General features: G+C 37.1%; 29 protein-coding genes and 2 pseudogenes. 20 read left to right on the top strand and 11 right to left on the bottom strand.

Annotated features, from left to right (window positions below; all coding sequences use genetic code 11):
- Positions 1-60: 60 nt before the first annotated feature.
- The gene (locus QNH29_RS18145; RefSeq protein ID WP_283860775.1) at positions 61-477 is read right to left on the bottom strand and encodes a DUF1284 domain-containing protein; all 417 of its coding nucleotides are present in this window, start codon (positions 475-477) and stop codon (positions 61-63) included.
- A 297-nt stretch (positions 478-774) separates the two neighbouring features.
- Here QNH29_RS18145 and guaD point away from each other — a divergent pair.
- The 5 genes and pseudogenes from guaD to QNH29_RS18120 all read left to right on the top strand — a co-directional run bounded on the left by guaD (position 775) and on the right by QNH29_RS18120 (position 4,725).
- Positions 775-2,073 (top strand): annotated as a pseudogene (gene guaD / locus QNH29_RS18140) (guanine deaminase).
- A gap of 370 nt (positions 2,074-2,443) precedes the next feature.
- Positions 2,444-3,292, top strand: coding sequence for a histidine kinase dimerization/phospho-acceptor domain-containing protein (locus QNH29_RS18135; protein ID WP_283860774.1), 849 nt, complete (start codon positions 2,444-2,446; stop codon positions 3,290-3,292).
- Positions 3,293-3,307: 15 nt separating this feature from the next.
- A complete protein-coding gene (locus QNH29_RS18130; RefSeq protein WP_283860773.1) occupies positions 3,308-3,607 on the top strand; it encodes an ATP-binding protein in 300 nt (99 codons plus the stop codon).
- Between the two features lie 213 nt (positions 3,608-3,820).
- Positions 3,821-4,510: a DUF421 domain-containing protein gene (locus QNH29_RS18125; RefSeq protein ID WP_283860772.1), complete on the top strand. Its 690-nt coding sequence runs from the start codon at positions 3,821-3,823 to the stop codon at positions 4,508-4,510.
- 56 nt (positions 4,511-4,566) lie between these two features.
- Positions 4,567-4,725 (top strand): hypothetical protein, encoded by a 159-nt coding sequence (locus tag QNH29_RS18120; protein ID WP_283860771.1) that lies wholly within the window; start codon positions 4,567-4,569, stop codon positions 4,723-4,725.
- A gap of 126 nt (positions 4,726-4,851) precedes the next feature.
- On the opposite strand, the gene QNH29_RS18115 is transcribed toward QNH29_RS18120, so the two are convergent.
- Positions 4,852-6,273: a Na+/H+ antiporter NhaC family protein gene (locus tag QNH29_RS18115; RefSeq protein ID WP_283860770.1), complete on the bottom strand. Its 1,422-nt coding sequence runs from the start codon at positions 6,271-6,273 to the stop codon at positions 4,852-4,854.
- Positions 6,274-6,656: 383 nt separating this feature from the next.
- Positions 6,657-6,977, bottom strand: a complete 321-nt coding sequence (locus QNH29_RS18110; protein ID WP_283860769.1) for a spore germination protein — start codon at positions 6,975-6,977, stop codon at positions 6,657-6,659.
- Positions 6,978-7,150: 173 nt separating this feature from the next.
- Between QNH29_RS18110 and QNH29_RS18105 the strand changes: the two genes are divergently transcribed.
- On the top strand, positions 7,151-7,777 hold the full coding sequence (locus QNH29_RS18105; RefSeq protein WP_283860768.1) for a class I SAM-dependent methyltransferase: 627 nt from the start codon (positions 7,151-7,153) through the stop codon (positions 7,775-7,777).
- 100 nt (positions 7,778-7,877) lie between these two features.
- On the opposite strand, the gene QNH29_RS18100 is transcribed toward QNH29_RS18105, so the two are convergent.
- Complete coding sequence (locus QNH29_RS18100) at positions 7,878-9,290, bottom strand: vWA domain-containing protein (protein ID WP_283860767.1); 1,413 nt, start codon at positions 9,288-9,290, stop codon at positions 7,878-7,880.
- A 229-nt stretch (positions 9,291-9,519) separates the two neighbouring features.
- On the opposite strand from QNH29_RS18100, the gene rarD reads away from it, so the two are divergent.
- Positions 9,520-10,449 (top strand): EamA family transporter RarD, encoded by a 930-nt coding sequence (gene rarD, locus QNH29_RS18095; RefSeq protein ID WP_283860766.1) that lies wholly within the window; start codon positions 9,520-9,522, stop codon positions 10,447-10,449.
- Positions 10,450-10,632: 183 nt separating this feature from the next.
- Positions 10,633-11,487 (top strand): annotated as a pseudogene (locus QNH29_RS18090) (Cof-type HAD-IIB family hydrolase).
- 59 nt (positions 11,488-11,546) lie between these two features.
- Here the strand turns inward: QNH29_RS18090 and QNH29_RS18085 are convergent.
- Both QNH29_RS18085 and QNH29_RS18080 read right to left on the bottom strand, forming a co-directional pair.
- Positions 11,547-11,726: a hypothetical protein gene (locus QNH29_RS18085; RefSeq protein WP_283860765.1), complete on the bottom strand. Its 180-nt coding sequence runs from the start codon at positions 11,724-11,726 to the stop codon at positions 11,547-11,549.
- A gap of 109 nt (positions 11,727-11,835) precedes the next feature.
- Complete coding sequence (locus QNH29_RS18080; protein WP_283860764.1) at positions 11,836-12,159, bottom strand: BC1872 family protein; 324 nt, start codon at positions 12,157-12,159, stop codon at positions 11,836-11,838.
- 254 nt (positions 12,160-12,413) lie between these two features.
- On the opposite strand from QNH29_RS18080, the gene QNH29_RS18075 reads away from it, so the two are divergent.
- The 5 genes from QNH29_RS18075 (at position 12,414) to QNH29_RS18055 (ending at position 16,909) form a co-directional block, all read left to right on the top strand.
- Positions 12,414-13,679: a flavin-dependent oxidoreductase gene (locus QNH29_RS18075; protein WP_283860763.1), complete on the top strand. Its 1,266-nt coding sequence runs from the start codon at positions 12,414-12,416 to the stop codon at positions 13,677-13,679.
- A gap of 219 nt (positions 13,680-13,898) precedes the next feature.
- On the top strand, positions 13,899-14,123 hold the full coding sequence (locus tag QNH29_RS18070) for a YdbC family protein (RefSeq protein WP_283860762.1): 225 nt from the start codon (positions 13,899-13,901) through the stop codon (positions 14,121-14,123).
- A gap of 148 nt (positions 14,124-14,271) precedes the next feature.
- Positions 14,272-15,171 carry an alpha/beta hydrolase gene (locus QNH29_RS18065; RefSeq protein ID WP_283860761.1) on the top strand — a complete coding sequence of 300 codons (900 nt, stop codon included), beginning with the start codon at positions 14,272-14,274 and terminating at the stop codon, positions 15,169-15,171.
- Between the two features lie 174 nt (positions 15,172-15,345).
- Positions 15,346-15,828, top strand: a complete 483-nt coding sequence (locus QNH29_RS18060) for a polyhydroxyalkanoate biosynthesis repressor PhaR (protein ID WP_283860760.1) — start codon at positions 15,346-15,348, stop codon at positions 15,826-15,828.
- A 19-nt stretch (positions 15,829-15,847) separates the two neighbouring features.
- Positions 15,848-16,909 carry an alpha/beta fold hydrolase gene (locus QNH29_RS18055; protein WP_283860759.1) on the top strand — a complete coding sequence of 354 codons (1,062 nt, stop codon included), beginning with the start codon at positions 15,848-15,850 and terminating at the stop codon, positions 16,907-16,909.
- A gap of 64 nt (positions 16,910-16,973) precedes the next feature.
- Here QNH29_RS18055 and QNH29_RS18050 read toward each other — a convergent pair whose 3' ends face one another.
- Positions 16,974-17,678 (bottom strand): Dph6-related ATP pyrophosphatase, encoded by a 705-nt coding sequence (locus QNH29_RS18050; RefSeq protein ID WP_283860758.1) that lies wholly within the window; start codon positions 17,676-17,678, stop codon positions 16,974-16,976.
- Between the two features lie 234 nt (positions 17,679-17,912).
- Here QNH29_RS18050 and QNH29_RS18045 point away from each other — a divergent pair, with 234 nt between their 5' ends.
- Positions 17,913-18,662, top strand: coding sequence for a GGDEF domain-containing protein (locus QNH29_RS18045; RefSeq protein WP_283865675.1), 750 nt, complete (start codon positions 17,913-17,915; stop codon positions 18,660-18,662).
- A 446-nt stretch (positions 18,663-19,108) separates the two neighbouring features.
- Here the strand turns inward: QNH29_RS18045 and QNH29_RS18040 are convergent, their stop codons facing one another.
- Together QNH29_RS18040 and QNH29_RS18035 are read right to left on the bottom strand one after the other, a co-directional pair.
- Entirely contained in the window at positions 19,109-19,204 is a 96-nt protein-coding gene (locus QNH29_RS18040) for a YjcZ family sporulation protein (protein ID WP_283860757.1), read from the bottom strand.
- Between the two features lie 41 nt (positions 19,205-19,245).
- Positions 19,246-19,368, bottom strand: a complete 123-nt coding sequence (locus tag QNH29_RS18035) for a YjcZ family sporulation protein (RefSeq protein WP_283860756.1) — start codon at positions 19,366-19,368, stop codon at positions 19,246-19,248.
- A gap of 270 nt (positions 19,369-19,638) precedes the next feature.
- On the opposite strand from QNH29_RS18035, the gene QNH29_RS18030 reads away from it, so the two are divergent.
- The 5 genes from QNH29_RS18030 (at position 19,639) to QNH29_RS18010 (ending at position 22,948) form a co-directional block, all read left to right on the top strand.
- Positions 19,639-19,944 carry a hypothetical protein gene (locus tag QNH29_RS18030; protein ID WP_283860755.1) on the top strand — a complete coding sequence of 102 codons (306 nt, stop codon included), beginning with the start codon at positions 19,639-19,641 and terminating at the stop codon, positions 19,942-19,944.
- Positions 19,945-20,321: 377 nt separating this feature from the next.
- Positions 20,322-21,236, top strand: a complete 915-nt coding sequence (locus QNH29_RS18025; RefSeq protein ID WP_283860754.1) for a VOC family protein — start codon at positions 20,322-20,324, stop codon at positions 21,234-21,236.
- Between the two features lie 211 nt (positions 21,237-21,447).
- Positions 21,448-21,924: a DUF2975 domain-containing protein gene (locus QNH29_RS18020; RefSeq protein WP_283860753.1), complete on the top strand. Its 477-nt coding sequence runs from the start codon at positions 21,448-21,450 to the stop codon at positions 21,922-21,924.
- 10 nt (positions 21,925-21,934) lie between these two features.
- Positions 21,935-22,153, top strand: a complete 219-nt coding sequence (locus tag QNH29_RS18015; RefSeq protein ID WP_283860752.1) for a helix-turn-helix domain-containing protein — start codon at positions 21,935-21,937, stop codon at positions 22,151-22,153.
- 30 nt (positions 22,154-22,183) lie between these two features.
- Entirely contained in the window at positions 22,184-22,948 is a 765-nt protein-coding gene (locus tag QNH29_RS18010; RefSeq protein WP_283860751.1) for a DUF817 domain-containing protein, read from the top strand.
- A 195-nt stretch (positions 22,949-23,143) separates the two neighbouring features.
- On the opposite strand, the gene QNH29_RS18005 is transcribed toward QNH29_RS18010, so the two are convergent.
- The gene (locus tag QNH29_RS18005) at positions 23,144-23,554 is read right to left on the bottom strand and encodes a MerR family transcriptional regulator (protein WP_283860750.1); all 411 of its coding nucleotides are present in this window, start codon (positions 23,552-23,554) and stop codon (positions 23,144-23,146) included.
- A 291-nt stretch (positions 23,555-23,845) separates the two neighbouring features.
- Here QNH29_RS18005 and QNH29_RS18000 point away from each other — a divergent pair, with 291 nt between their 5' ends.
- Positions 23,846-24,886 carry an NAD(P)-dependent alcohol dehydrogenase gene (locus QNH29_RS18000; protein ID WP_283860749.1) on the top strand — a complete coding sequence of 347 codons (1,041 nt, stop codon included), beginning with the start codon at positions 23,846-23,848 and terminating at the stop codon, positions 24,884-24,886.
- A gap of 123 nt (positions 24,887-25,009) precedes the next feature.
- Here the strand turns inward: QNH29_RS18000 and QNH29_RS17995 are convergent, their stop codons facing one another.
- The gene (locus QNH29_RS17995) at positions 25,010-25,795 is read right to left on the bottom strand and encodes an ABC transporter permease (RefSeq protein WP_283860748.1); all 786 of its coding nucleotides are present in this window, start codon (positions 25,793-25,795) and stop codon (positions 25,010-25,012) included.
- Position 25,796 lies beyond the last annotated feature (1 nt).

Below are 25,796 nucleotides of genomic sequence, written 5' to 3'. Positions count from 1 at the left end.
TATAGAACCTTTTCTGGAAATTAATTACAAGATCCATATGGGGATATGAAAGAGGGAAGATTAATTAACTTCCCTCAAGCCCTTTCCTTCAAGAATCTCTTGAATACCTTCCTCGCAAACTCCATAAGATCTCCATGAGCAAGTTTTACATACATTTTGAATATCGGAAGGGACGATAAACTTTCGAATGAGCAACTCAATATCCTCCCATATGACATATTGTCCTATTTTAAGCCCTAATTTCTCTAAAATTTCAGCGTCTCTTCTATAGATATTGTCATCTTGGCAGTGGTATACGCCTGAGTTTGGATACTTTTCACACAACTGATCGGGACCCTTTACAATTTGAATTCTCGTCTTTGGGTTGTCTCTCAAGGTTTGGTGCAGACGTGTCATATTTTCCACATATTCTGGGGAATAGCCCATACCCCGATAGCCCAAAAGGCAAAACAGATGATGACCTCTCAGCTTAAACATAAAATTCCCCCATTTCAACCTGTTCGATAAATAGAATGTTAACCAAATGACCTGAAAAGTTAACTAATAATTATTATGATACCATATCTTACCTTATGTGAGAGTAATTCTGCCCGAAAAGTAGGTGGGAGATTAAATTGGGTAACAATCAATAAGGTCCTGGAAAATAGACTTACCTTAGTAGATAACCTATAATATCAAATAGTAAAAATACAATACGACCAAAAGGTGAATAGAATGAAAAACTATGCGAGGGTCTTTAAAGGTACTGCTTTTACTAGTAAGTCACCAGCATAAATTCATATTTTAAAAAATTATCTTTTCTGTATCGATGACAATGGAATGATCGCTAAAGTAGTAGCACCAGTAAATCTAGAATATCAAACGATTTTAGAAACGTATCAAGATAAAGTGCAGTTTTTAAAAGAAGGCCAATATTTTTTACCTGGTTTTGTTGATTTACATGTGCACGCACCGCAATGGGCACAGTCAGGGACAGCCTTGGATATTCCGCTATATGATTGGTTAAACACATACACCTTCCCGTTAGAATCAAAATTTTCAAATCTTGATTTTGCTCAAAAGGTGTATCAAGATGTGGTAAGGATCCTGCTCGCAAATGGCACCACGACTGCTCTTTATTTTGCTACCGTCCATAAAGAAGCAAGCTTTTTGTTGGCTCAGATTTGTGCAGAAAAAGGGCAGCGCGGTTTAGTCGGGAAGGTCGTGATGGATAATCCTGATCAAACTTCAGAAATCTACCGAGACGCTGATACGCAAACGGCATTGAAGGATACCGAGGATTTTATTTTAGCAGTTAACGAATTAGCCAAAACAACGAAACAAGGTGTATATCCAGTGGTAACTCCGCGCTTTATTCCAAGCTGTACGGACGAAGCGTTAAAGGGTCTGGGCGAATTAGCGGCTAAGTATGATACATAAGTACAATCGCATTGCAGTGAAAGTGATTGGGAGCATAGATATGTACAGGATCGATTCCAAAAGAACGACGCGTTCGCTTTACATGATTTTGGCCTATTACGTGAGAAGTCGGTAATGGCGCATTGCAACTTCTTAAATGATAAAGACGCAGATTTATTTGCAGAAACAGGTACTGCTGTCTGTCATTGTCCAATCTCCAATGCCTATTTTGCAAACAGCGTCATTCCTATTGCTCATTTGCATCAAAAAGGCTTAGGAATTGGATTAGGCTCTGACATCTCAGGCGGTTTTTCACCGAGCCTTTATGATAATGCCAGACAAGCTGTCATTTCCTCAAGGATGTTAGAGGATGGAGTAAATACCTCACTGCCAGCCGAGGAACGCGGTGTACCCAATTCACGGATTACCATTAGTGAAGCGTTTTATTTTGCAACTGCTGGCGGGAGAGAAAGCTTAAGCCTTCCTATCGGCCGATTAGCCGAAAACTTTGCCTGGGATGTTCAAATTATTGATACCACAGTAGCAACGGCAAAATTACCAAATTATGATGAAAAGGAAGACTTACAAGACGTTTTCCAAAAATTCATGTATTTAGTACGTCCAGAAAATATCCGTGAAGTTTGGGTGCAAGGTGAAAAAGTACATTCACGGTAATAAATAGAACCGAAATAGATAATACGAACAAAATTGCTTTCTATCAAATTGCATAAAAATTTGATAGGCTATTTTTGTTGGAATTCTATGCATTGCTGTAATAGATTTTTGCAAATAGCAAATTTCCATTGAAATTAAATGTAAAAACCATTCGACAAATTATGGTAATAATAACGAACAATGTGTAATGTATTAAATAGTAATGTTTAATTGAAATGTTATAAACATAGTGACACGAATAGTACAGGATTCACATATTGAAGAGATATGAAAGGTACCGAAGATGAGTATAATAAAGGATTTTTTGCTGCAGCTTACGTTTATGGTAATACCAATATTTATTTACCACACATTCATTACCGAAAGGGTAATGTCTGTTAAAAATAGAAAAGTAATAATGACCATGTTATGGGGATTATCAATTATAGCTTGTATGTCCTTTCCAGTGGTTTTTGGTGAAAATGCTCGTTTGGAGTTAAGAATTATTCCTCTATTGTTAGGTGCGTTATATGGAGGATTTTTTTCAGGAATCTTTCTATCAGCACTTATCATCTTTTATCGACTTTCTTTTGGTTTGGATATAGGTTTTTATAATACAGTTCTGGTCTTACTTTTATCCATGCCTGTTATAATGTATTTTCAAAAATCGTTTGTAAGTTTGAAAAAAGATAAGAGGGTAAAAATGGCTGTGGCTCTTTCCTTTTACTACTGTCTGATTGGTATTACTTGTTTTGGTATATTAAGAGGATTTTCCATAGAAAATCTCATTGTTCCATTTATCCATTTAATCTTTACAGTGTTAGTGACGTTTTGCTTCACGTTATTAATCGAGACAATCAGGGAAATACACCAGCTGCGTTTAGAAATGCAAAACTCCGAAAAATTACGAGTTATAGGAGAGTTAACAAGTGTTTTTGCTCATGAAATTAGAAATCCAATGCAAGCGACTCGTGGTTTTCTACAACTTTTGAACGAACCTAATTTACCTAAAAAAAAGAAGGAATATATCCAAATATCCCTGGAAGAATTAGACCGTGCCAATGCTATTATTAATGATTTTTTATCGTTTGGAAAACCTTCTATTAATGATAACGAAAGAATCAATGTAGGTATTCAGCTCCAACGTGTAGTAAATATCATTCAAAGCTACATCCTTTATCGTAATGTAGAGATTAAAACGGATATTCGAGATAACTGCTGGATTTATGCTAATCCTTAAAAATTGAACCAGTCTTTGATAAATATTTTAAAAAATGCGATAGAGTCGATGCCAAATGGTGGAACGGTTTGGACTACATGTTCTTCAACCGATGATGGATTTTTAAAGATAATCATTAAGGACGAAGGAATTGGAATGACAAAAAAGCAAATAGATATGCTTGGTTCTCCGTATTATTCCTTAAAGGAAAGCGGGACAGGATTAGGAATGATGGTGAGTTTTCAAATTATCCGTTCTTTCAAAGGTAAAATACAAGTGAATAGTGAAAAGGATATTGGGACTGAATTTATTATTTCGTTACCACAGATTCCCTAAAGCAATAGCTCAGTTAAATCAACTGGGCTTTTTAATACTTCAATGGATGTATAAAATGGAAAAAGTTGAAAGTTCATAGGGATAAGATAAGACGAGTGGAACGATTCTCTCAATCAGGGAAGGTCTCTTCTTTTTTATAAAAAATTATAATGGCCTTGCCTTATGAACAAACTATGACATACGATCTTTATAATGAATAAGGGAGAAAAAAGGATGGTAGAATCGGTTGAAATTATCTTTCGAACTTTTATTTCTTTTATTTTATTATGGATATTTGTTCAGCTGCTCGGTAAACAGACAATTGCTCAAAGGACCTATCACCTTTATATCGCTTCAATTACCATGGGGACCATTGCAGGAAATCTAGCCTTCAATATTAAAGTTAAATTCCTGTATTTCATCATTTCTATTAGTATTATGGGCAGTATTGTTTTTTTACTGAATCTAGTTGCGATACGAAATCACCGCTTTCGAAAATGGATTGCCGGAGAACCTGCAACGTTAATTCAAAAAGGAAAAATTCTTGAAGAATCAATGGAACGAATGGGATATTCAATAGACTCCCTAAAACAGGCTTTGCGTGGAAAAGATATCTTCAACATAGATGAGGTGGAGTGCGCTATTTTAGAAGTAAATGGTTCACTCTCTGTTTTAAAAAAACCACAATACCAAAATACAACCAAGCAGGATTTAAATTTACTACCAAAAGCGGAAACTGCTCCCGTAGAGCTGATTTATGATGGGAAAATCTTATACGAAAACTTAACCAAACATGCCTGCGATGAAGAATGGTTAATGGCTGAGCTTAAAAAAAGGAACCTTGCTGTTAAAGACATCTCGTATGCTGTCGTAGGCACAAAAGGAAATTTATATATTGATCCATTTCAAGATCAGTTAGATTAATTTTACTGGAGATCTGCAAATAATAAGAGAGTACAATATATTGGAGGAGGACTAGGATGCAGTCTAATCAACAAGCTAAAAAGACTATAGGTTCGATTATGAAGCCAGAATTTGCCGGAACAGACCCAAACAAGGTAAAACAACAAATACAAAAGGATGTAAGCCAAGGTCAAGGTGCAATGACGTCCCGAGAAGCAGGGGCAATGCAAGACTAAAAACCACGATAAGTGGTTTTTTATTTTTGTTTCAGTTAAGAATGCTTTTCGATATGAAGGACAAATCCGTGAGCAGCTATTTGAGATTTGTCCTTAAGAGCCTAAATGAAGGACAAATCTCACAAGTTATATAAAGAAGGCAGCCGCAAGATAGAAAACGATCGAAATGATTCCTCCAATGACAGAAACCTTCAATTTATATCGTGCATACTCAACAATCGGCAGGTCCATAATTGAAGCTGTCGTAATGGTGGTATCTCCTAAAGGTGAGGCCAATGCTCCGAAGGCACCACTAGCAAATACAGCACCTACGGTTAACGGGATGGACGCACCAGTTGAGACCGCCAAACTAACGCCTAATGGCATAAACAATCCCCATGTTCCCCAAGAGGAACCAATAAAGTAGCCCACAACAGAGCCGAGCAGGAAGATGGTCGCTGGAGTTAACCAAGCTGGTAAAAATGAACCTAAGGTTGAACTAATAAAGTTAGAAAAACCCAGATCCTCGGCGGAAAGGGTTAAGGACCAAATTAACACGAGCAGACTTATCGCTTCCATCATTTGATTTCCGCCATCATAAAAATGATACAATAGTTCACTAAGATGTTGCTTTCTAATAATATAAAAAATGAACGATAGCATCAGTGTGATAAAAACGGCTAAAAGCATGACAAAGGTGGCATCTGCGATAGAAAAGGCATCGAATACGGTTTTTGCTCCTTTACTTCTTCCATCCTGCCACAACAAAAACAGTGATAACCCTAAAAGTAAAAATACAGGAACAATCAAGTTCCAAGGCTGTGCTTTTACCATCGACAATTCTTTCTTAATGCCAATTCGGTGAAACTCATGCTCTTCCTCTTCCTGCTGCTCTTGAACACCCTTTACATTTGAATCGTTCTTACCACGATTCCAAAAGGTTTGGATCAATCCGATGATGAGCGTGGTAATCGCAAAAAAGTTAAACAGAATGCTTAGTAAGAATACTTCATAGGGAGACATCCCAAAATCCAAATCTCGAATACTGCCTTCCACCAAAGAAACCATAAAACCTACAAATGCAGTTGCGACTGGTAAGAGGACGATGACGGATTCCGTAGAAATATCCATGGTCAGTCCGACTTTTTGCTTCGAAACATTCATTTTTTTCGCAAGGGATTTGACGACAGGACCAATCATCATGATTCGGAACATCGGCATCATAAAGGTAAAAGGGAGAGTAAGCCAAATCAATCCTAACAGCCCGCGTTCATTTTTTATCTTCGTGCCAACCCACTCTGAAAACCCTTTAATTCCTCCAGAAATGTTCATCATTCCCACGAGACCGCCAAACAAATAGAGAAAACCAATAATTTTAATATTGGTTTCATCCGAAAGGGTGGTGACCATATAGGATACACTTTGAATCGTTCCATCTAATAAATCCGACGTGAAGATCAGAGAACCAACCACAAGTCCAACTACTAGACCAGGTAAGATGTTTTTTAACCAGATGGACATGGCAATAACAATGATAAAAGGGAAAAGAGAAAGCCACGTATGTTCCAAATCATCTTCCTCCTTCTTGATATTGTCATTCTACGTATTAAATTATTGTTTCCATAACAAAGCATATTAAATGTTCCTATTTTAAAGAAAATTTTTTGAAAAATCTGGGTGCACAATATGAAGAAATGCATAATGAAGGTAAACTGTAAAATTAAAGGAGAAATGCTGAATGTGGGAAGGTATTGTATCAACCTATGCGGCAATATTAGATTGGCATATGTGGGGGGAGATGTTAACATCACCAAAAGCTTGGGGTTAATACTCTCCTTAGCTTGTACTAGAATGTATCTTATCCGCTGAAAATGCGTTAGTGTTGTCTGCATTTGTAAAGTCTTTACCAAAAGAACAGCAAAAGAAAGCACTAGTTTAATGGATTTTACTGATTAGCAAATTGGTAATCGATTTTCTATTGCTAGAAGGAAATTCGTATTATCAAACTCATTTTTATCTAATAAGGTTTTCAGAACCTGCTCGTTTAGTTTTTGAGTATCACTTAAACCTTCTATATAAATGATGGCGGCGTCAATGTTACCTACAGCAATAGAACGGAATATCACATCCGAACTTTCCTGGAATAGAGAAGAGAAGAATACTAAATTATCTTCAAGCTTCTTTGATAAAGGGATTTCCTGTGATATCGTCTTAGGAGGTGATTTTTGTTCTTTTGCTAGTTTCTTTAAAGGACGCCTTCTAATTCGAATCACCCCATTTTCCTCCTTAGTTTCATGCTATTTATTAAAATCTCAGCTAATTGTTAATAATATACAAAAAAGGAAAACGGGTAACGCCATTAATTCCTCAAATATTCTCCTGTTTCATGTTAGTATAAGAAAAAGAGCTACTCATTAAAAAATATCAGTAAGAGGTAGAGGATAAAATGGAATTCTGGGAATCAAGCTTTATTGAAAAACAAACCATGTGGGGATTTGAACCTACAGACTCCGCAATCTTAACAAAAGACTTTTTCCTTGAAAGGAATGTTAAGGACATACTGATACCTGGGATTGGATATGGCAGGAACGCAAAAGTATTTATTGACAATGGGATAAATGTTACAGGTATTGAGATTTCAAAAACTGCAATTGATTTAGCGAGGCAAAATGGACTTCATATTCCTATCTTTCATGGTCCCGTTTGTGATATGCCGTTTGACGATAAACGCTATGATGGCATCTTTTCCCATGCACTAATTCATTTATTGAATAAGCAGGAGAGAGAGAAGTTTATTAGGGATTGCTATAATCAGTTAAGGCCCAATGGATTTATGATTTTTACAACGGTTTCTAAAAAAGCTCCAATGTTTGGTAAGGGCAAACAGTTGGATAAAGACTATTTTGAAATAATGGAAGGCGTAAAAATGTATTTTTATGATTCGGAATCCATTCAACAGGATTTCGGGGAATATAGACTAGTAGAGTTTTCAGAAATAGACGAGCCAAATAAGGAAATGATAAATAAACCGTCAATCAATTTTATAATGGTAAAATGTAAGAGAGAATCATAGATATAGAAGTCGATTCTTTATAAAATTTCTATATAACAGATTAGAAAAAAAATCTTCCAGTTTGGAAGATTTTTTTATTAAAACTGCGTATTTATGATACCTACCAAATATCTCCGCGCTCTTGCTTCAACACCTTCATCTTTTCAACCCATTCATCGACTCGTTGCCGAATTTCCTTACTTTTTGCATCGGCTTTTTCTCGATTTTCCTTGTACATAACATAATAGACTTCTTTTATAGCTTCACTTCTTTCCATTGCCCAATCTCTTAGTTCGTTTTGCTGTTCATCTGTAATCCATTTATTTTCACCCATTATCATTATTGCATCTCTCAAACGATGTGACTCGCGACTTCCAATGGTCCATAGCTGTAATGGATATTGTTCTCCCATTTTATACTCTTCGGCGACCTCCCAGCCATCAGGAGCCATGGTAAAGGCCCAAGCAAGATCAAGTGTGGAGGGTAGCCATTCAGATTGGATGGTATTTTTTAATTCTTCAGGACTATCAGCCTTAAAGTACTCGCCGTTTCCTGCTTCGGCAACAGCCTTCAATTGATCTTCTGTACCGCCATCGACATCAAAGCCAATGATATTGACAGAATTACTGCTGTTTTTTGCTGCTAAATCTCTGCTTGCTTGGATGGGATTTCCCTCACAAGTTTCAGTTCCGTCACTGACAATATAAATGGTTGTTCCCTCTAGATAATTACTGCTCATTTCTGCTGCTTTTTGAATGGCCCCTGCGAGCGGGGTCCAACCTTTACTTTCAATTGAGTCAACCGCGGCATTAAATTCCTTTTTTGAGTAGCTCCCAATTGGATATAGCTCCTCAATCGCTGAGCATGATTCAAACATATCCTCATCTTTTTCCGAACCTTTATGACCATAGACAACGAGTGAAACTTCGCTTGATTGCCCTATGGTTTGCGCAAAGCTTTTAACTGCTTCCTTAGCAATGTCCATTTTTACTCTGCCGTCTGACTGTAGCAGCATGCTCGAACTCGCATCCAGTAGAATAATCGCCTTTTTTGCAGCTGTTACTTCCTCACCACCCTCGGACCTAGTAGGATCCGGCAGGTATGGTTCTTCAAACTTTGGTTGATAGGCATGGCTTTTTTCAATGACCTGCTTATAGTGGGGACTTGCAAGCAGGGCAAGTAGTCCTTTTTTTATCGTGTCCAAATCATCTGTGTTTTTGGTTAATTTCTCTAATTGTGATGGCAATTGATTTTTAATAGCAGGGTCCATTTTAGGGATATCATTGCCCAAATCCTTACTATCTTCTTCGTATGACAAAACGTCCATTAAAGTCCCAGGAGGCAGGCTCATTAAAGTGTCCTCAGAAACTTCTAATTTTATTTTCTTTATCTCTTCTAACCCGTTTGCCTGCTTATCTGCCTGTTCTATGTCTTGAGTCCCGGCAGATTTGGTTGTCGCACTTTCTTTTTCATTACTGCATGCCGTTAGGACAAACACAATGAGCAGCAATAACAAAAAGCTATGTCGTTTCACACATATCCTCCTCTAACTGGTACAAACTATGTAATTGTTGGTAAAAAACATTATTATAAAGTGTAACATGAAGATACTCCCTGTTAATGAGTCCTTGGTAATAGTAAATTTTCAGTAAACAGTTTAAAAATAACAAAGTGTAATAGTCCTAGCATATATAGAATAATGTGATATAATTACATGTGTTTTTTATAGGCAACGAAGATAAAACAGAAACTAGGAGAATAATATGGAACGTGAAAATACAAAAGGAATTTACTTTACGGCTGGTGCATATATATTTTGGGGAGTTTTACCTATCTATTGGAAGATTATAGATCAAATTTCAGCGCTTGAAATTTTAGCACATCGAGTCATTTGGTCGTTTATTTTTGTTTTACTGATTGTAGGTCTTATAAAGCGAAAACTATTAAAAAACTTTTTTCAAGTTCAAATGAAACAGAGAAAAACATGGTTTGGACTTTTACTTGCTTCGGTATTAATTAGTATAAACTGGTTTGTTTATATTTTTGCAGTGAATGCGAACCACATCGTGGAAGCAAGTTTAGGCTACTTTATAAATCCGTTAGTCGCCGTGTTGTTAGGGGTTTTTGTATTAGGCGAAAAGATGAATAGGTGGCAGGCAACCTCATTTGTGGTGGCCGGAATCGGTGTCCTGTATATGACGCTATCGCTTGGAACCTTCCCATGGATTGCGTTGATATTAGCCCTATCTTTTGGTTTTTATGGACTGTCTAAAAAATTAATAAAAGTAGATTCGATTTTAGGCTTGCTGCTTGAGACATTGTTTATTGTACCGTTTGCTTTATTGTTTCTAGCTTATCTAGGCATAAATGGTCAGTATAGCTTCGCATCTGGTTCCCTGAAGAATGATTTATTTTTATTAGGATCAGGTATCGCTACAGCCTTACCGCTTTTGTGGTTTGGGATAGGGGCACAAAAAATTCCACTTTACCTCGTGGGCTTATTACAATATATAGCTCCAACGATTAGTTTACTGCTTGGAGTATTTATTTACGGAGAATCCTTTACGAATGATCATGCTGTTACTTTTACATTCATCTGGATTGCATTAGCCATATTCAGCATTTCCAATATTCAACAGATCATAAAAAAAAGAAAAATATCACCAACAGCCACAAAGGCAAAGAGTGCGTAATATAAATTAACGTTAAGAAAGCAATAGTCTTTTTTTACAAGTACTATCCATTCATAAAGAGTAGGGACTTCTGTCCTTACTCATTTTTTTTTTTGCCTTTGATAGTAAAGTTTTTCTAAATTGTTGTCAAAGTGTATACTTACAAAATGAACAATTTTTTTAAGTGTCTTAGGGGGAAGACGGATGGCATTAAAACCAAAGGCTATATTTTTAGATATGGATGGGACAATATTAAATCATCAAAATCAGGTAAGTATACATACGAAGGATGTCATTAATCAACTACGTAATCAGGGAATATATGTTTTTATCGCCACGGGCAGAGCGTTAGATGAAATCGAGAGTCTTGTCCCGAAGGGTTTTCAAGTAGATGGGATTGTTACATCAAATGGAATGGCAGGATATGTAGGTAATGAGGTTATTTTTAAACATTCCCTTCCGCTAAAATTGGTAAAGAAAGTAATTAAAAAAGCAAGGGAACATAAAGTCTATTACGAATTATTTCCATATGGCTCGGATCGTATCACCTTAAAATAGGATCAAAGATATGTCGAAAACGAAATAACAGAACCAAAGCCGGAAAGTGTGGGCATAAATGAGTGGCTCTCCCGTAAGGAAGCGATTAAAGAGAAAATTATGTGGGTGGATCAAATTGTTGGAAATGAATTTTCTAAATTCTATTTCTTTGCTAAGTCAAAGGAACAGATTAATCGCTGGAAAGAAGAACTAGAAAAATTAAAGCAAGAAATAGACTTTACAACCTCGATTTCGTCTGATCATAACGTTGAGGTCATGGTAGCAAACGTGAATAAGGCAACAGGGATTCAGCAAGTGTTAAAGCACTTTAACTTGTCAGAAAAAGAAGCAATGGCAATAGGTGACAGCGACAATGACCTGCCAATGCTGCGACTCGTTCAGCATTCGGTCGCCATGAAAAATGCTCCTGATCGTATTAAAGAAATCACCGATGATGTTACCGAATTCACTTGTGATGAAGATGGGGTCTCTTACTATCTTACTTCAAGGTTTTTACTTTAATCGCGAATGAGCTTATCTAACGCAAAGAGTCCCAAGATATTCTGATCTTGGGACCTTTCTTATTTTCCTTCATCTTCACGATCCATTTGATCTAATCGGGGTCTTCCTTCACGTTCAAGCTGGTCATTCAACGCTTGCCACGATTTTTCTACTTCTCGCTCATGTTGAAATTTGGCATAAATCATATCGAAAAGGATGGTTACTACTGCACTGATTATTATTGCCCAAACGTATATCATCGTTTTTGTATTCCTCTCAGTTGTAATATTCCCTAATAGATTTTAACACAAGTTAAGATTTTAGTAGATTGTTATTTTGAAATGGAGGAATTTTATAAATGTAATTGTATTAGCACAGGGTGCTCCAGATTCTAGTGGTGTTGGCGGCGGAGTGTTGTTCAATGATGGAATAGGCTGCATTGGTAATGGCTTGTGCTAATGTTTCACCTTTCGCGCGAATGTTATTGAAGCTGACTTCAGATTCTCCAGCTGTAGAAAAAATAAACCCGAATTCCTCAAGCCTTTTAACAATCAACATCGCATGTTCAAGGTTATGTTCAGGTTGAAATTCAGAATCATGAATGAAAACACCCTTTTCATAATCAAACCAGCGATCCCATCGATTTAACTTCCAACCAAGGATTCTCCGTGCAATTGAATCTGTTTTATTCATCTCCATTACCCCTTTTCTAAATGTTATATAACAGTTTTATTATTATTAATTATTATATAACACAATAAATGAAAATGACCACCATTTTTCAGAAAAATGGATATTTTTTTTAGAATTATTTTCTACCAGAATAAGAGCCTAGATATCTAATGGTAAACTTTAATGTTGAAATATTTGTCTACTATTGTAAAATTAAGAATAGTTCAAAAATCTATTAACAAAATACATATTAAAATCTTTTGCTTCTTGGAGGGATGGAGTTGTCTAAAGTTAAAAGTGCAATCATTGTTGGAGGTGGCATTGGAGGGCTTACCACTGCTCTTAGGCTTCACCGCGTTGGTGTGTCAGTGCGGATCTTTGAAAGTGTGGAAAATATTACTGCCCTCGGAGTAGGGATTAATCTTCTACCTCATGCGGTTAAAGTTTTGACGGCATTGGGTTTAGCAGATGAACTCAGTAAAACCGGGTTACCTACAGCTGAACTCATCTATGTAAATAAATTCGGAAAGAATATCTGGCAGGAACCGAGAGGAGTAAACGCGGGTTACCAGTGGCCTCAATACTCAATCCATAGAGGACGTCTGCAGATGCTGTTGCTAAACGCAGTAAAAAAACAAATAGGAGAAAATGTTGTATTTACTGGCCATCATTTAAAATCATTTCAAATGATGGGAGGCAAGGTAACGGCTCAGTTTGAAAATCGAAAGACGGGCGAAAAGTTAGGATCATATAGCGCAGATATTTTGATTGCTGCCGATGGCATCCATTCAACGGTACGGAAGTTCTACTATCCAGATGAAGGATTACCGAAATTCAGCGGCAGGATTTTATGGCGTGGACTGACAGAGTCTACTCCATTTTTAACAGGTAGATCCATGATTATGGCAGGGTACCAAGATCAAAAATTTGTTGCTTATCCGGTATGTCCTGACACCGCTGCAAAGGGGCGTTCTCTCGTCAACTGGATTGCTGAGCTCTCCGTTCAGGATGAAATGCCTTCACGTGCAGACTGGAACAAGAAAATCGACAAAGAGAAATTTGCACCAGCTTTTTCATCGTGGGATTTTGGCTGGCTGAATGTACCTAAATTAATTGCGGACACCGAAACGGTTTTTGAATTCCCAATGGTCGACCGTGATCCTCTGCCTCAATGGTCGTTTGATAGGGTAACGCTACTTGGAGATGCAGCCCACCCGATGTATCCAATTGGTTCAAATGGTGCTTCACAGGCGATTCTGGATGCAGATGCTTTAGGGCAAGCGATTATGGAGCAGGACAATGCAGAAATGGCATTGCAAGCTTATGAAGATGCGAGACTAGAACCAACATCTAAAATTGTTTTTGCAAATCGAAAGAATGGTCCTGAAGAAGTTATGCAGATTGTTGAAGAACGCGCACCGTCTGGTTTCATGAATTTACACGATGTTATTTCGCAGCATGAATTAGAGGAAATAGCGAATAAATATAAGCAAATCGCTGGTTTTGATAAAGAAATCCTAAACCGAATGGTCGGAGTTTAATAATGGTATTACATATTGTCCTACTAAAATTTTCAACAACAACGCCCAAGGAACAAAAGGAAGAACTAATTCCTCCGACCTTACAACTAATAAATTAGATTCAAGGTATTATGGACATTCGTTAAATAAGAACAAAATGGGCTTCCTTTGGAAAGCCCATTTACATTTTGTTTTTTTTATAGGGAAGATTATGTTTTAGACCATAAGAGAGGTGTAATAATGGCGAATTTGAAATATGAAATAGTAGAAACAGTGGGTATTATATCTGAAGGTGCAAAGGGATGGAACAAAGAACTGAATCTTATAAGTTGGAATGATCGTGAGCCAAAATATGATTTGCGTGATTGGGACCAGAACCACCAGAAAATGGGCAAAGGGATTACCCTATCTAAAGAGGAGTTAATCCAGTTAAAGAAAGTATTAAATGAAATGGACTTGAATTAAGCATTTTAGTTATTCTAACGAAGAATTGTCAAAAGTGAATATTCCCATAACATCAATATTTGGTAAAATTAGGGTGAGTTCGATTATTACGAATTAATAATTTCTCATCATTTGCGGTTGGGTTAAAAAACTAAAGGGGAGGATTGTCTTGCCTAGTATTAGCAGTTATTTTTTTAAAAAAGGGATCAAAGCTGGTGCGAAAAAACTGAAATTGGAAGAAAAGGAAGTGAGTGAAAGCAGGCAGGTCATTGACTCGTTTGCTCGGAAATTCTCAAAGCTCCCGCAAAATTGTAAGGTTGAACAGCTTGAAATTGAAGGAATTTACGGAGAGTGGATTTCTAATCATCAGAACGAGGAAGGAAAGGTGATTCTTTACTTGCATGGAGGGGGATATGGTTATTGTTCAGCTGATACCCATCGAACATTGGCTGCGAGAATCATGCTAGAGGCAGGAGTAAAAGTCCTCCTGCCGGAATATCGACTTGCACCTGAACACCCATTTCCTGCAGCGATTGACGATACGCTTACAGTTTATCGATGGCTTCTTAAACAGGGCTATGACTCTTCGAATATCATCTTCGCAGGTGATTCAGCAGGTGGAGGCCTTTCAGTGGCGTCCTCGCTTGTACTTAGAGATCAATATGATCCGCTCCCAGCAGCACTCGTGTGTTTATCTCCTTGGGTTGACTTAACAAGCTCGGGTCAAAGCTATAGAAAAAACTGTGAAAAAGATCCGTATTTGAGATGCGACCATGTTCGAAAAACGGCTCAGCAATATGCGGGTGATGAATCGCTCGACAATCACTTAATTTCTCCTGTTTTTGCAGATTTGTGTGGATTACCACCCATGTTTATTCAGGTGGGGAGTATTGAAATTTTGTTAAGTGATGCAGAAATGTTGGCGGAAAAAGCGCGTCAGGCAGGTGTAAAGGTTCATTTCAAAGTATGGGAAGGTATGTGGCATGTATGGCAAATCAGCGCCGGATTACCTGAAGCGAAACAGGCTGTGAAAGAAATCGGTAACTTTGTAAAGAAGAAATTAATATAGCTTTTTACATTTGTCTCAGAATTTTCAATTTCTTCTATTGTATCAACCAATTTTCCGATGTAAAATACAGGTAATTAAAGGTGAATGAACATTCATTCATGAGGAAGGAGAAACAGTACACATCGGAATAAAATGGTTGGAGATCACAAATATTTTAAATTGAGGTGAAAGAAAATGTCAGAAACAAATCCATACGATTCTTTAAGACAAATAAGTGAAATGTGGGAAAAAGGGTTAAATGGCCTATTATTTCAAACCATCAATTACAATCCGTTAATACAAGTGACGAAAATGGGCATTGACGCGAATTCTCGATACATTGAGATGCTAAAAAGAAACCGAGAACTAATGGCTAGTTATATGAATCTGCCAACGAAAAATGATGTAGCTAATGCTGTAAAGCAAACGATGCAAGCGGAAGAAAAGATCGATATTCTTGAAGAGCAAATCTGGAATTTACAAGACAGTTTTACTTTGGCAACACAAGAGCAAAATAAGGTGCTTGAAGAAATATTAGAATTCACCAAGCACATCCATTTGGAATGGCAAAAAGCGTCCGAGGAACTGGCTGCATTATCTGATTTGAAAAGTGAATTTGAAGTAATGAAGAAGCTTTTGCAGCAAGATAAGAAAGAACCCGTTCTGGCAGCCAAATAAAGGTGAAGGAGAATAAAAGATGGCGGTTAAATCACTCATAAATATCCCTTTTGTCAATCTTGAAAGTGAGCAAAAGCGATGGAATACTATTTATAAAGTTTTGAGCGAACCGAAGCCTGATATTATACCTACACCTAGAAAAGCGGTTTGGAAAAAAGGCAAATCAGTTTTGTGGCATCATCCTGCTCCGGAGAAGAAGTATAGCACGCCTTTGTTCTTGGTTTATTCTCTATTAAATAAAGCGTATATACTTGATATCTCTGAAGAAGGAAGTGTGGTTGGTAATCTTACAAAGCAGGGGTACGATGTCTATTTACTAGATTGGGGTTCACCTGGCTTAGAGGACAAGGACCTCACGTTAGATAACTATATTACCGACTATCTGGAAGTGGCTGTAAAACGGGCGTTAAGGCATTCAGGTGCAAAAGATATCTCTTTAGTTGGATATTGTATTGGAGGGACACTTTCAGCAATTTTAGCTTCCATCACAGATCTTCCAATCAAAAACCTCGTTCTAGCTGCGGTTCCAATAGATTATAGCAACTTTATTGTTCCTAATAAATGGGTGAAAGCTCTACAAGAGGGCACACTTAATTTAGATCGATTCGCAGATGCATATGAAGTCATTCCATCAGAATTTCTATATGCCATCTTTATGGCGCTTCAGGGATTCAATATCGGACCAACAATCAATTTAGTGTCACGTGCCCATGATGAAAAATATGTAGATAAATGGCGGAGAATGGACAAATGGATGAAAGACGCTGTAACCTTCTCAGGAGCTGCCTTCAAGCAAATGTTCAATGATTTTTATAAAGAAAACAAGCTTGTAAAAGGTGAATTCAAAATTGGAGGGCAGAGGGTAGACTTAACTAATATTAATTGCAGTACATTGGTAATCACATCGATAAGAGATGAATTAGTGCTTGAATCACAAAGTCTCCCTGTAATGGATTTGATTTCAAGTGTAGATAAAACTTATCAGCCTGTGGAGGCAGGGCATGTCTCCTTATGCTTAACTGGCAAGTTTGCATTCGCGATTGACCCTTGGCTGTCAACCCGTTCTACTAGATTAATATAAAGAAAAATAAGAAAAACCTTAGCCCGAATGCAGACTAAGGTTTTTAATTTTATGTACAGAATTATTATGAATCCTGCTGAATCTGCTCAAGTTCCAAAGGTAAAAATGCATATTCTCCGTTCTTAATAATCTCGCATTTACGTACGAGAATAGGATGTTTAAAAAGGGGTCCATCTATGACTGTGGTATGAAACTCTCCACCTTCTCCGCAAGGATCAATACCCCGTGCTTCAAGTTCCTTCACGAATTCATGGGTAAATATCCGCCCTAAGTCATCTTCGCGCATTCCCATTGATAAGTTAACCGTCACTATGATTGTTGTGAATCCTAGGTTAATGAATTCTTCGACGGCTTCACGATGATTCATTCCCCATAAGGGCATACCAAGCTTTAATCCGGCATTGTTCGCAACTTTTTCATGCCAACAGCCATGAGCAGGTATATCCAAGTCTCCTGTTACTAACACTTCTGCTCCTTGGTTTTTAGCTTTTGATAGAAGGTTCATAAATACAGTTTCATAATCTGTCCAGCTTGCAGCAGCAGTATAGATAGGCAACCCGATTGATTTAGCCTGGGCTTGGATGAGTTCCGGAGGCATTCCGTGTGACCGGGAACGTTTCCCTTCTTCTTCCAGCATGACAATTAAACCAACCGCTTCTCCAACCTTCATGGCTTTATACAAGGCTAAGACACTATCTTTTCCTCCACTAAAAGAAGCGATAAATTTATGCCCGCAAGCACCATTTTTCCAATCCTTCAATTCTGACAATTCTATCTTTCCCCTCTATTTTATATATTTTTTTGCCACTTATAGTTATGTACATCTTATTCTATCAGGTTTAGCCCTTTAAAAAACTCTATATTAATGAAAATGAAACTATTTATGACCTTGGACGTTTATGTTATTGATTCATTTATTCCAATAATATTCATTTGATAATATTATATAGTTTTAGTAATCTATTTAAGGATTAATAGGGAATCGGAGAGAACTCACTTGGAGATGAAAAAGAAACATCTAAAATGGTCATATAAAATCATTTTCAGTATTATCGGTCTACTGTTTATTAAAGTTTTTGAATTTGCGTTCTTAAATAGAGTAATTCATTGGTTTTGGAAGATACCTTTGGATAGTATGGGAGAGTTTATAGGCATTATTGTTACTATATTGATTTTGTTACCATTTATCATTATTGTATTGAATCAAAGAATTAGATTAGAGGGTGCAGAAGAGAAGTACAGAAAGTTAGCTTATTATGACCCCTTGACGGGACTTTCAAATCGTAGATATTTTGAAGAAAAAGTAAGCCATTCTCTTATGCAAGATAGCAAAGAAGGAAAAATCGGTGCTGTTATTTTCATAGACATTGATGGGTTTAAACTTGTGAACGATACTTACGGGCATGAAATTGGTGACAGTTTATTAAAGGAAATTGGCAAAAGGTTATTAGCAAGTGTGCGTAAAGAGGATTTGATTTCACGTTTTGCTGGAGATGAATTTATTTTCTACTTACCAAACGTAGATAAGGCTTCAGTTTTAATTATTGTAAAAAGAATTATCGAAGATATTAACAAGCCATTTGTAATCAATAATAATACAATCCTAACTTCAACAAGTGTAGGTATATCTTTTTTTTCAGAAAAAAGAAAAGATATAAAATCCTTATTAAGAAATGCCGATAAAGCGATGTATAAAGCAAAATTACATGGAAAAAACACTTATGAAATATTTAATGAAGATAACGAATATTGACACTTGTTATTTGGAATTACAATGCCGCCATTTATTGGTGGTTTTTTTTAATTAACTCTAAACAAATAAGTTAATTGGAGGTTACTGCAACATTTTAAGGTTGGTTGGATAGTAGAATAGCCTTTATCAACTAGTTTTCCAACTCAATAAGAACAGCTGCCTATGTTGGCAGCTCGTTCTTACCGGATTCAATCAGGAAATTAGTTTCTATTTGTTAATAGAATCTACGTCTTCTTCTTCTTTCCCTGTCGAATTCAAAACGTCTTCTTCTCTCAATATCAAATACAAATACAAAGGGGAAAAACAGTCTTCTTCTAAAGTCGTCACGAAAAAAGCGATCTCTTCGGTCAAATCTAAAAAATGGCATTTCATTCACCTTCTATTCATTTCAGAGTCTATATGACAAAGGGACAGATGATTTTAACCTGTCATTCGATCCGTACAAATTAGTAACCCACAAAAGAAGCTCCGACAATGATGAGGAGAATGAACAATACAACAATTAAAGCAAACCCAAATCCATATCCTCTTTCTTCACTCATGATATCACCTCCAGATTTTACTAAACAAGGCGGTTTGAACATTAACACCAACTGGAAAGTACGATAATCAGCAGAATAAACAATACAACGATTAGTACAAAGCTACTGCCGTTATAGCTGCCACCATAGCCATAACCGCTGCCACAGCCGAATCCAAAGCCCATATCTTCACCACCTTTTGGAAAATCCGAGAATAAATATTCCTTTTATATATATTTCTTAAGACAAGAATCGATTGGACATTTACCATAGTGTTTAAGCAAAATCAGCGAATTGATTATTCAATTTCTAAAAAATGAAAAGAAACAGCTGTAATACATATAAACGACTCTTCGGAGGATTTTTAGACTTTTTTGTACAAACATCCACACTCAGGTGTAAAACTAATCATAGTTTATCTTAATGAGTTCAAAAGAGGGGAGAAGATGTCATAAGTGAGGAACAAAAATAAACAAAAACAAATGCCGAACGAAGAAAAAATCGAGGATGAACAAATCATCCCTTTAGAAAAATACAATTTAGTACACGATTGGAAAATCATAATGCAATTCAATTTTGCTCTATTTAAAAACAAAGATGAATTTGTAATTATTAATCATAAGGATGAATATATAGCTCGTTTTAGCATTACCAGTGCAGGGGTAATTGAATTTAAGAAAAAGTCATATGACTTAACTCCATTGATTAATTTTTATAATAAAACGATTAAGATACCTATTATTACTGAGCACGGAAAGTAATGAGTATTAATAATAAAAATATGATATTTCGGGGTAATAAGGAGTATTAAAGAAAGGGATTGTGAAAGCAATTCCTTTTATATTATTCCACTACAAGGTGAGGTTAATTCTTCTTTCCTAGGTATTCAAAATATACTTTCAATGAAACTAGTCAACATTTAATGATGGCTTTTTTTGTGCTTTTTTAATAGAGTAATTCATTTTATTTTTCCGGGAACGGGCAAATACTTCAATAAGAGAGTTAATCGCATTATTTGCAAACGATGAAATTTTATAACAAAATGAAATGGTAAAATATATTTGAATGATAACTTATTCTTGTATCTTGATTATAATCATATTGCCTAAAAATTATTAAAAAACTAGGAGGAATAACGATGTCATTAATAAATCAAGTAATTGTTCCGCATTTATGGTATGACAAGGAAGCAAAAGAAGCAGCCGAGTTTTATACATCCATATTCCCGGACTCAAAAATTACAGATATAACAACACTCCATAACACACCATCAGGCGACTCCGATATCGTCTCTTTTGAGCTTTGGGGGCAAAAGTTCATGGCAATCAGTGCAGGGCCTTTTTTCAAAATCAATCCTTCCGTGTCCTTTATCGTAAATTTTGACCCTTCGCGTGAAAATGACGCAAGTGATAAAATAAATGAGGTTTGGAACAAATTATCCGAAGGTGGCACTATTTTAATGCCCCTTGGTCAGTATCCGTTCAGTGAGAGGTATGGCTGGTTTCAGGATAAGTATGGTTTAACCTGGCAATTAATGCTTACCAATCCAGTAGGTGAAGAACGACCTACAATCGTTCCTTCACTATTGTTCGTGGGAGATCAATGCGGCAAAACAGATGAGGCTATTAATTTTTATTTATCAGTATTTAAGAACGCAAGGCTGGGACATATCGTCCGTTACCCTAATGGCATGGAACCTGATAAAGAAGGAACAGTGATGTTCGCTGATTTTAGCTTAGAAAATCAGTGGTTTGCCGCGATGGATAGTGCGCACAAGCATCAATTTAATTTTAACGAGGCAATCTCATTTATGGTGTACTGCGACACACAAGAAGAGATTGATTACTACTGGGAAAGGCTTTCTGCAGTTCCTGAAGCAGAGCAATGCGGCTGGCTGAAAGATAAGTTTGGTGTATCATGGCAGATTGTGCCAAGTGAGATGGACGAGATGATGAGCAAGGGGACACAGGAGCAACTGGAGCGTCTAACGAAAGCATTTCTTAAAATGAAGAAATTTGATCTTGCAGAATTACAGGAAGCATATAAGGGATAATCAGAAGGACAGCATGTAAAGAGACGGAAGACAGGGTATTTAAACTATTATAAATTGAATAGTTACAGTTAAAGAGCATTTCTTTGTCATAGGAAATGCTTTTTTTATGGTATTAACGATAATAAAATAATAAAAAATGATAATTATTTATTGTAAAACAATAAATCGCGTGCTAATATCAAATAGAAAATAAATTAGTGAGGTGCTTTTTATGAAAATAGGGTCAACATTGTTTTTGAGAATGGCTGTTTTTCTTATTGGGACTCCAGTTCTTGCTTTAGGTATCTTCGGTTTAACATGGTTACCGAAAAATCCAGTAAATTCAGATTATGCTCATATCCTATATCCAATCGTAATCGGTATGTATGTATCGGCCATACCATTTTTCGGAGCATTGGTTCAGGCTTTTAAACTTTTAAGCTATATTGACAAAAACCAAGCTTTCTCTGATTTGTCCGTTAAAGCTCTTAAGAATATCAAAATCTGTGCAATCACAATCAGTGTTTTGTATGTAATTATATTGCCATTTGTTTTTCTCGTAGCAGAGCTCGACGACGCACCTGGTCTTATCATAATCGGAATGGTTCCCGTTTTTGCTTCAATGGTAATCGCCGTCTTTGCTGCTGTTCTTCAAAGACTTCTAAAAGAAGCGATTGATATAAAATCTGAAAATGACTTAACAGTCTGAGGTGATAACGATGGCGATTATAATCAATATTGATGTAATGCTGGCAAAAAGGAAAATGAGCGTAACGGAACTTTCGGAAAAGGTTGGAATTACGATGGCGAACCTTTCTATATTGAAAAATGGAAAGGCAAAAGCGGTACGATTTGCAACGTTAGAGGCAATTTGTAAGGCTTTAGATTGCCAGCCGGGAGATATTTTAGAATACCGAAGCGATGAGGAAACCCCATAAGATTCTTATAAAACCTTGGAGGAAAAATCCATGAGAGCATTAAAACAACTGGTTCGTTTCGGTTGGGAGCAGGCACTCTCTTGTGTGTTTCCTGTCGTTATTTTTGCCTCTTTGGCTATAACGCAAATTATACCGCTTCCTTTCCTGCCCCGGTATGATTGGCTGCTCATTATCTGCCTTTTAATGCAGTGGTGGATGGTGCGTTCTGGGCTTGAAACGCGAGATGAACTAAAAGTTATTACATTGTTCCATCTTATTGGACTTGCGCTTGAACTTTTCAAGACACATATGGGCTCTTGGACTTATCCAGAGGAAGGGTATTTCAAAATTTACGGAGTGCCTTTGTATAGTGGGTTCATGTATGCAAGTGTCGCAAGTTATCTTTGTCAGGCGTGGAGGAGGCTGAAGGTTGAACTGGTAAAGTGGCCGCCATTCTTGGTAGTTGTGCCACTAGCTCTTGCAATTTATTTAAATTTTTTCACCCACCATTATTGGATTGACATACGTTGGTGGTTATCAGCACTTGTCATAATCGTTTTTTGGCAATCATGGGTAACATACGACGTTAATGGAACTCGTTACCGTATGCCACTCGCACTTTCATTTGTACTTATCGGATTTTTTATCTGGCTAGCTGAAAATATCGCAACGTTTTTTGGCGCTTGGGAATATCCAAACCAAACAGAAGCATGGAGTTTGGTTCACTTAGGTAAGGTGAGTTCTTGGCTTTTATTAGTAATTGTTAGCTTTCTTATTGTCGCGACACTAAAACTGGTTAAGGGGAAAAATCATTAATGTAAGATAAGGAAAAACGAAAATATGATTCTTATGTAGTTGGTGGGAGAAGGAAAATTGTAGATTGAGAACTACAATATAATGAAAAGAGGGGATGGTATCAGACCATTCCCACCCCTTATGTGTAAATCATGCAGAGTTCGCCTCCTCTAATGTATCGACGATTCAAAGGCTTTGCTAATCTTTCCGAGCTATTTAGTGATTTATTGCAATTTTATCGTTTTTATGAATTTCTTCTGTTCCAGCCTCCAATGCAGTCCTATAATAGATGCATTTATGCTCTATAACTTCCAATGTTTTTTTTAGTTCTTCTATCTGTGCTTCTACAATCTCTTTTCGATCCATAAACATGTCATATCTTTGTTGTAACGTAGAATCCCCATCAGAACACCAATCTATGAAATTTTTTATATCCTTAATTGGCATCCCAGTGGTTTTCAGACATTCAATTACTTTTAACGCATTGATATCAGACTCTTTAAATCTCCGTGTTCCGTTGGTTGTCCGTTCTACAAAGGGCAATAGTCCCTCCTTATCGTAGTAACGCAAGGTATAAACAGTTAAATTCAATTTATTGGCAACTTCGCTAATCGTGTATGTCTTCATCACTTTTCTCCTCTTCTTAAAGAACTAGATTTCGAGTTAACTCTATGAATGTAGGAAATTTAACATGAAGTATGCAAAATGTCAAAAGTTCTATAACATGTAACCAAAAGTAAAAAAAAAAATTTGAAAATTTGTATTGACCTAGAGTTAACTCGAAGGTTTAGTATTGTGGGTGCAAGAGAAGTTAAGCAGGGTAGAAATGAAAGAAAGGGAATATGGACCTGATTAATACATGTTTACCTAGCCCAAAGCGCTTCCCTTGAAAAATAAGATGACACGGAGGTTTTATTTATGATAACTGCTAAAGCACGAGCAGTAGACGGACCAGACAAACCGTTCCGAGTAGCTGAAATTAAAAGACGAGACCTAGATTCACACGATGTTCTGATTGAAATTAAATTTGCAGGCATATGCCATTCTGACATTCATACTGCTCATGGCGAATGGGGACCAGTGAATTATCCACTTGTACCTGGACATGAGATTGCGGGAATTGTCACCGAAGTAGGAGCCGAGGTCACAAAGTACAAGATCGGTGATCGGGTAGGAGTTGGATGTATGGTTGACTCCTGTGGTGAATGTGAGAATTGCCGTAAAGGAGAGGAACAATACTGTCTCAACGGAAATATTCCTACCTACGCTGGTGTTGACAAATACGGCGAGCCAACTCAAGGTGGTTATTCAAGCCACATTGTCGTTACTGAAAACTTTGTAGTCAGAATTCCTGACAGCATTGAGCTTGATGCGGCAGCGCCATTACTTTGCGCAGGTATTACGACATATTCCCCATTAAAACATTGGAAGGCTGGTCCAGGTAAGAAAGTAGCGGTTGTTGGTATGGGCGGACTTGGACACATGGCAGTCAAAATTGCACATGCTATGGGAGCGGAGGTTACCGTTCTGTCACAGACATTAAAGAAAAAGGAAGATGGCTTGGCATTCGGTGCTGACAACTACTATGCTACTAGCGATCCGGGGACGTTTACCAAACTGGCTGGATCCTTCGACCTGATTATTAATACAGTTAGCGCTAAGATCGATATTAGTGCCTACCTTTCGTTACTGGCACTGGATGGTACGCTGGTTAACGTCGGTGCACCAGCTGAGCCGTTGGCCGTTAACGTATTCTCACTTATCGGTCATCGCCGTTCATTTGCAGGTTCAATGATTGGTGGCATCCGTGAAACTCAGGAGATGTTGAACTTCTGTGCAGAACACAACATTGCCCCTAAAATTGAAGTTATTTCAGCTGACCAAATTGACGAAGCCTACCAACGAGTACTAGCTTCTGATGTGAAGTATCGATTCGTGATTGACACCAGCACAATGTAAGTAGTTTATAAACGAATTTTTGACGACAAAAAGATAGCCCTAGAAAACCGGTTGAGGTTTCTTGGGCTTCTTTTTGTCTATTAGGACTAGGTGGAGACTTTCTTCATTTTTATTAATTCAATATTAATTTCCTGCACCACGATATTTCTTAACTCCCGCATTCCACAAAAGAATTGCAAGCCCAAAGAAAAGGATCCCCATCACCGGTGTAAAAAAGGCGTAACCATACCATGCTTCACGATTTAAGAAATAGGAAGCTGGATACACACCGACAAATGCGAAAGGTAAAATCCAGGTTAAAACAAATTGAATCACCTTGTTGTAAATGTTAATGGGGTAGCGACCGTAATTGCTGATGTTATACATCATAGGCATTATATCGGTCCGGCTGTCTGACCAAAATCCAATCGTAGCAATCGAAATAAAAATCCCCGCATAAATAAAAGCACCGCCAAGGACCATGACAATGAAGATCAAAACATCATACCACTCAAAGGTTAATCCTAGGTTCATAATGGCATAACCCATAACTAATAAGCCAGTAACGGCCCCGAATAATGATTCCAGCTCGATTCGTTCCAATATGATTTGGAAGAGACTATGAACCGGGCGTGTTAAGATACGATCCATTTCTCCTTTGACAATATAGCGATCATTAAAGTCCCAGATGTTAAAAAAGGAAGAAAATATTGCGTAAGGTACAAGAAAAAATCCATATATGAAGATGATTTCATCACGGTTCCAGCCGCCTAAAAAGGCTGTATGGCGGAATACGATTAAAATAAATATTAAATTGACGGCTTGAAATAATAGGTCGGATAAAATTTCAATAACCGTATCCACACGATAAGTAAGCCGTGTTTTTAAATATTGAGAGGCGTATTGAAAGAACAATGATAGATAAAACATT

The organism is Neobacillus sp. DY30, from assembly GCF_030123065.1.
Classification (GTDB): Bacteria; Bacillota; Bacilli; order Bacillales; family Cytobacillaceae; genus Neobacillus.
This window is presented reverse-complemented; position numbering and strand designations above follow the sequence as displayed.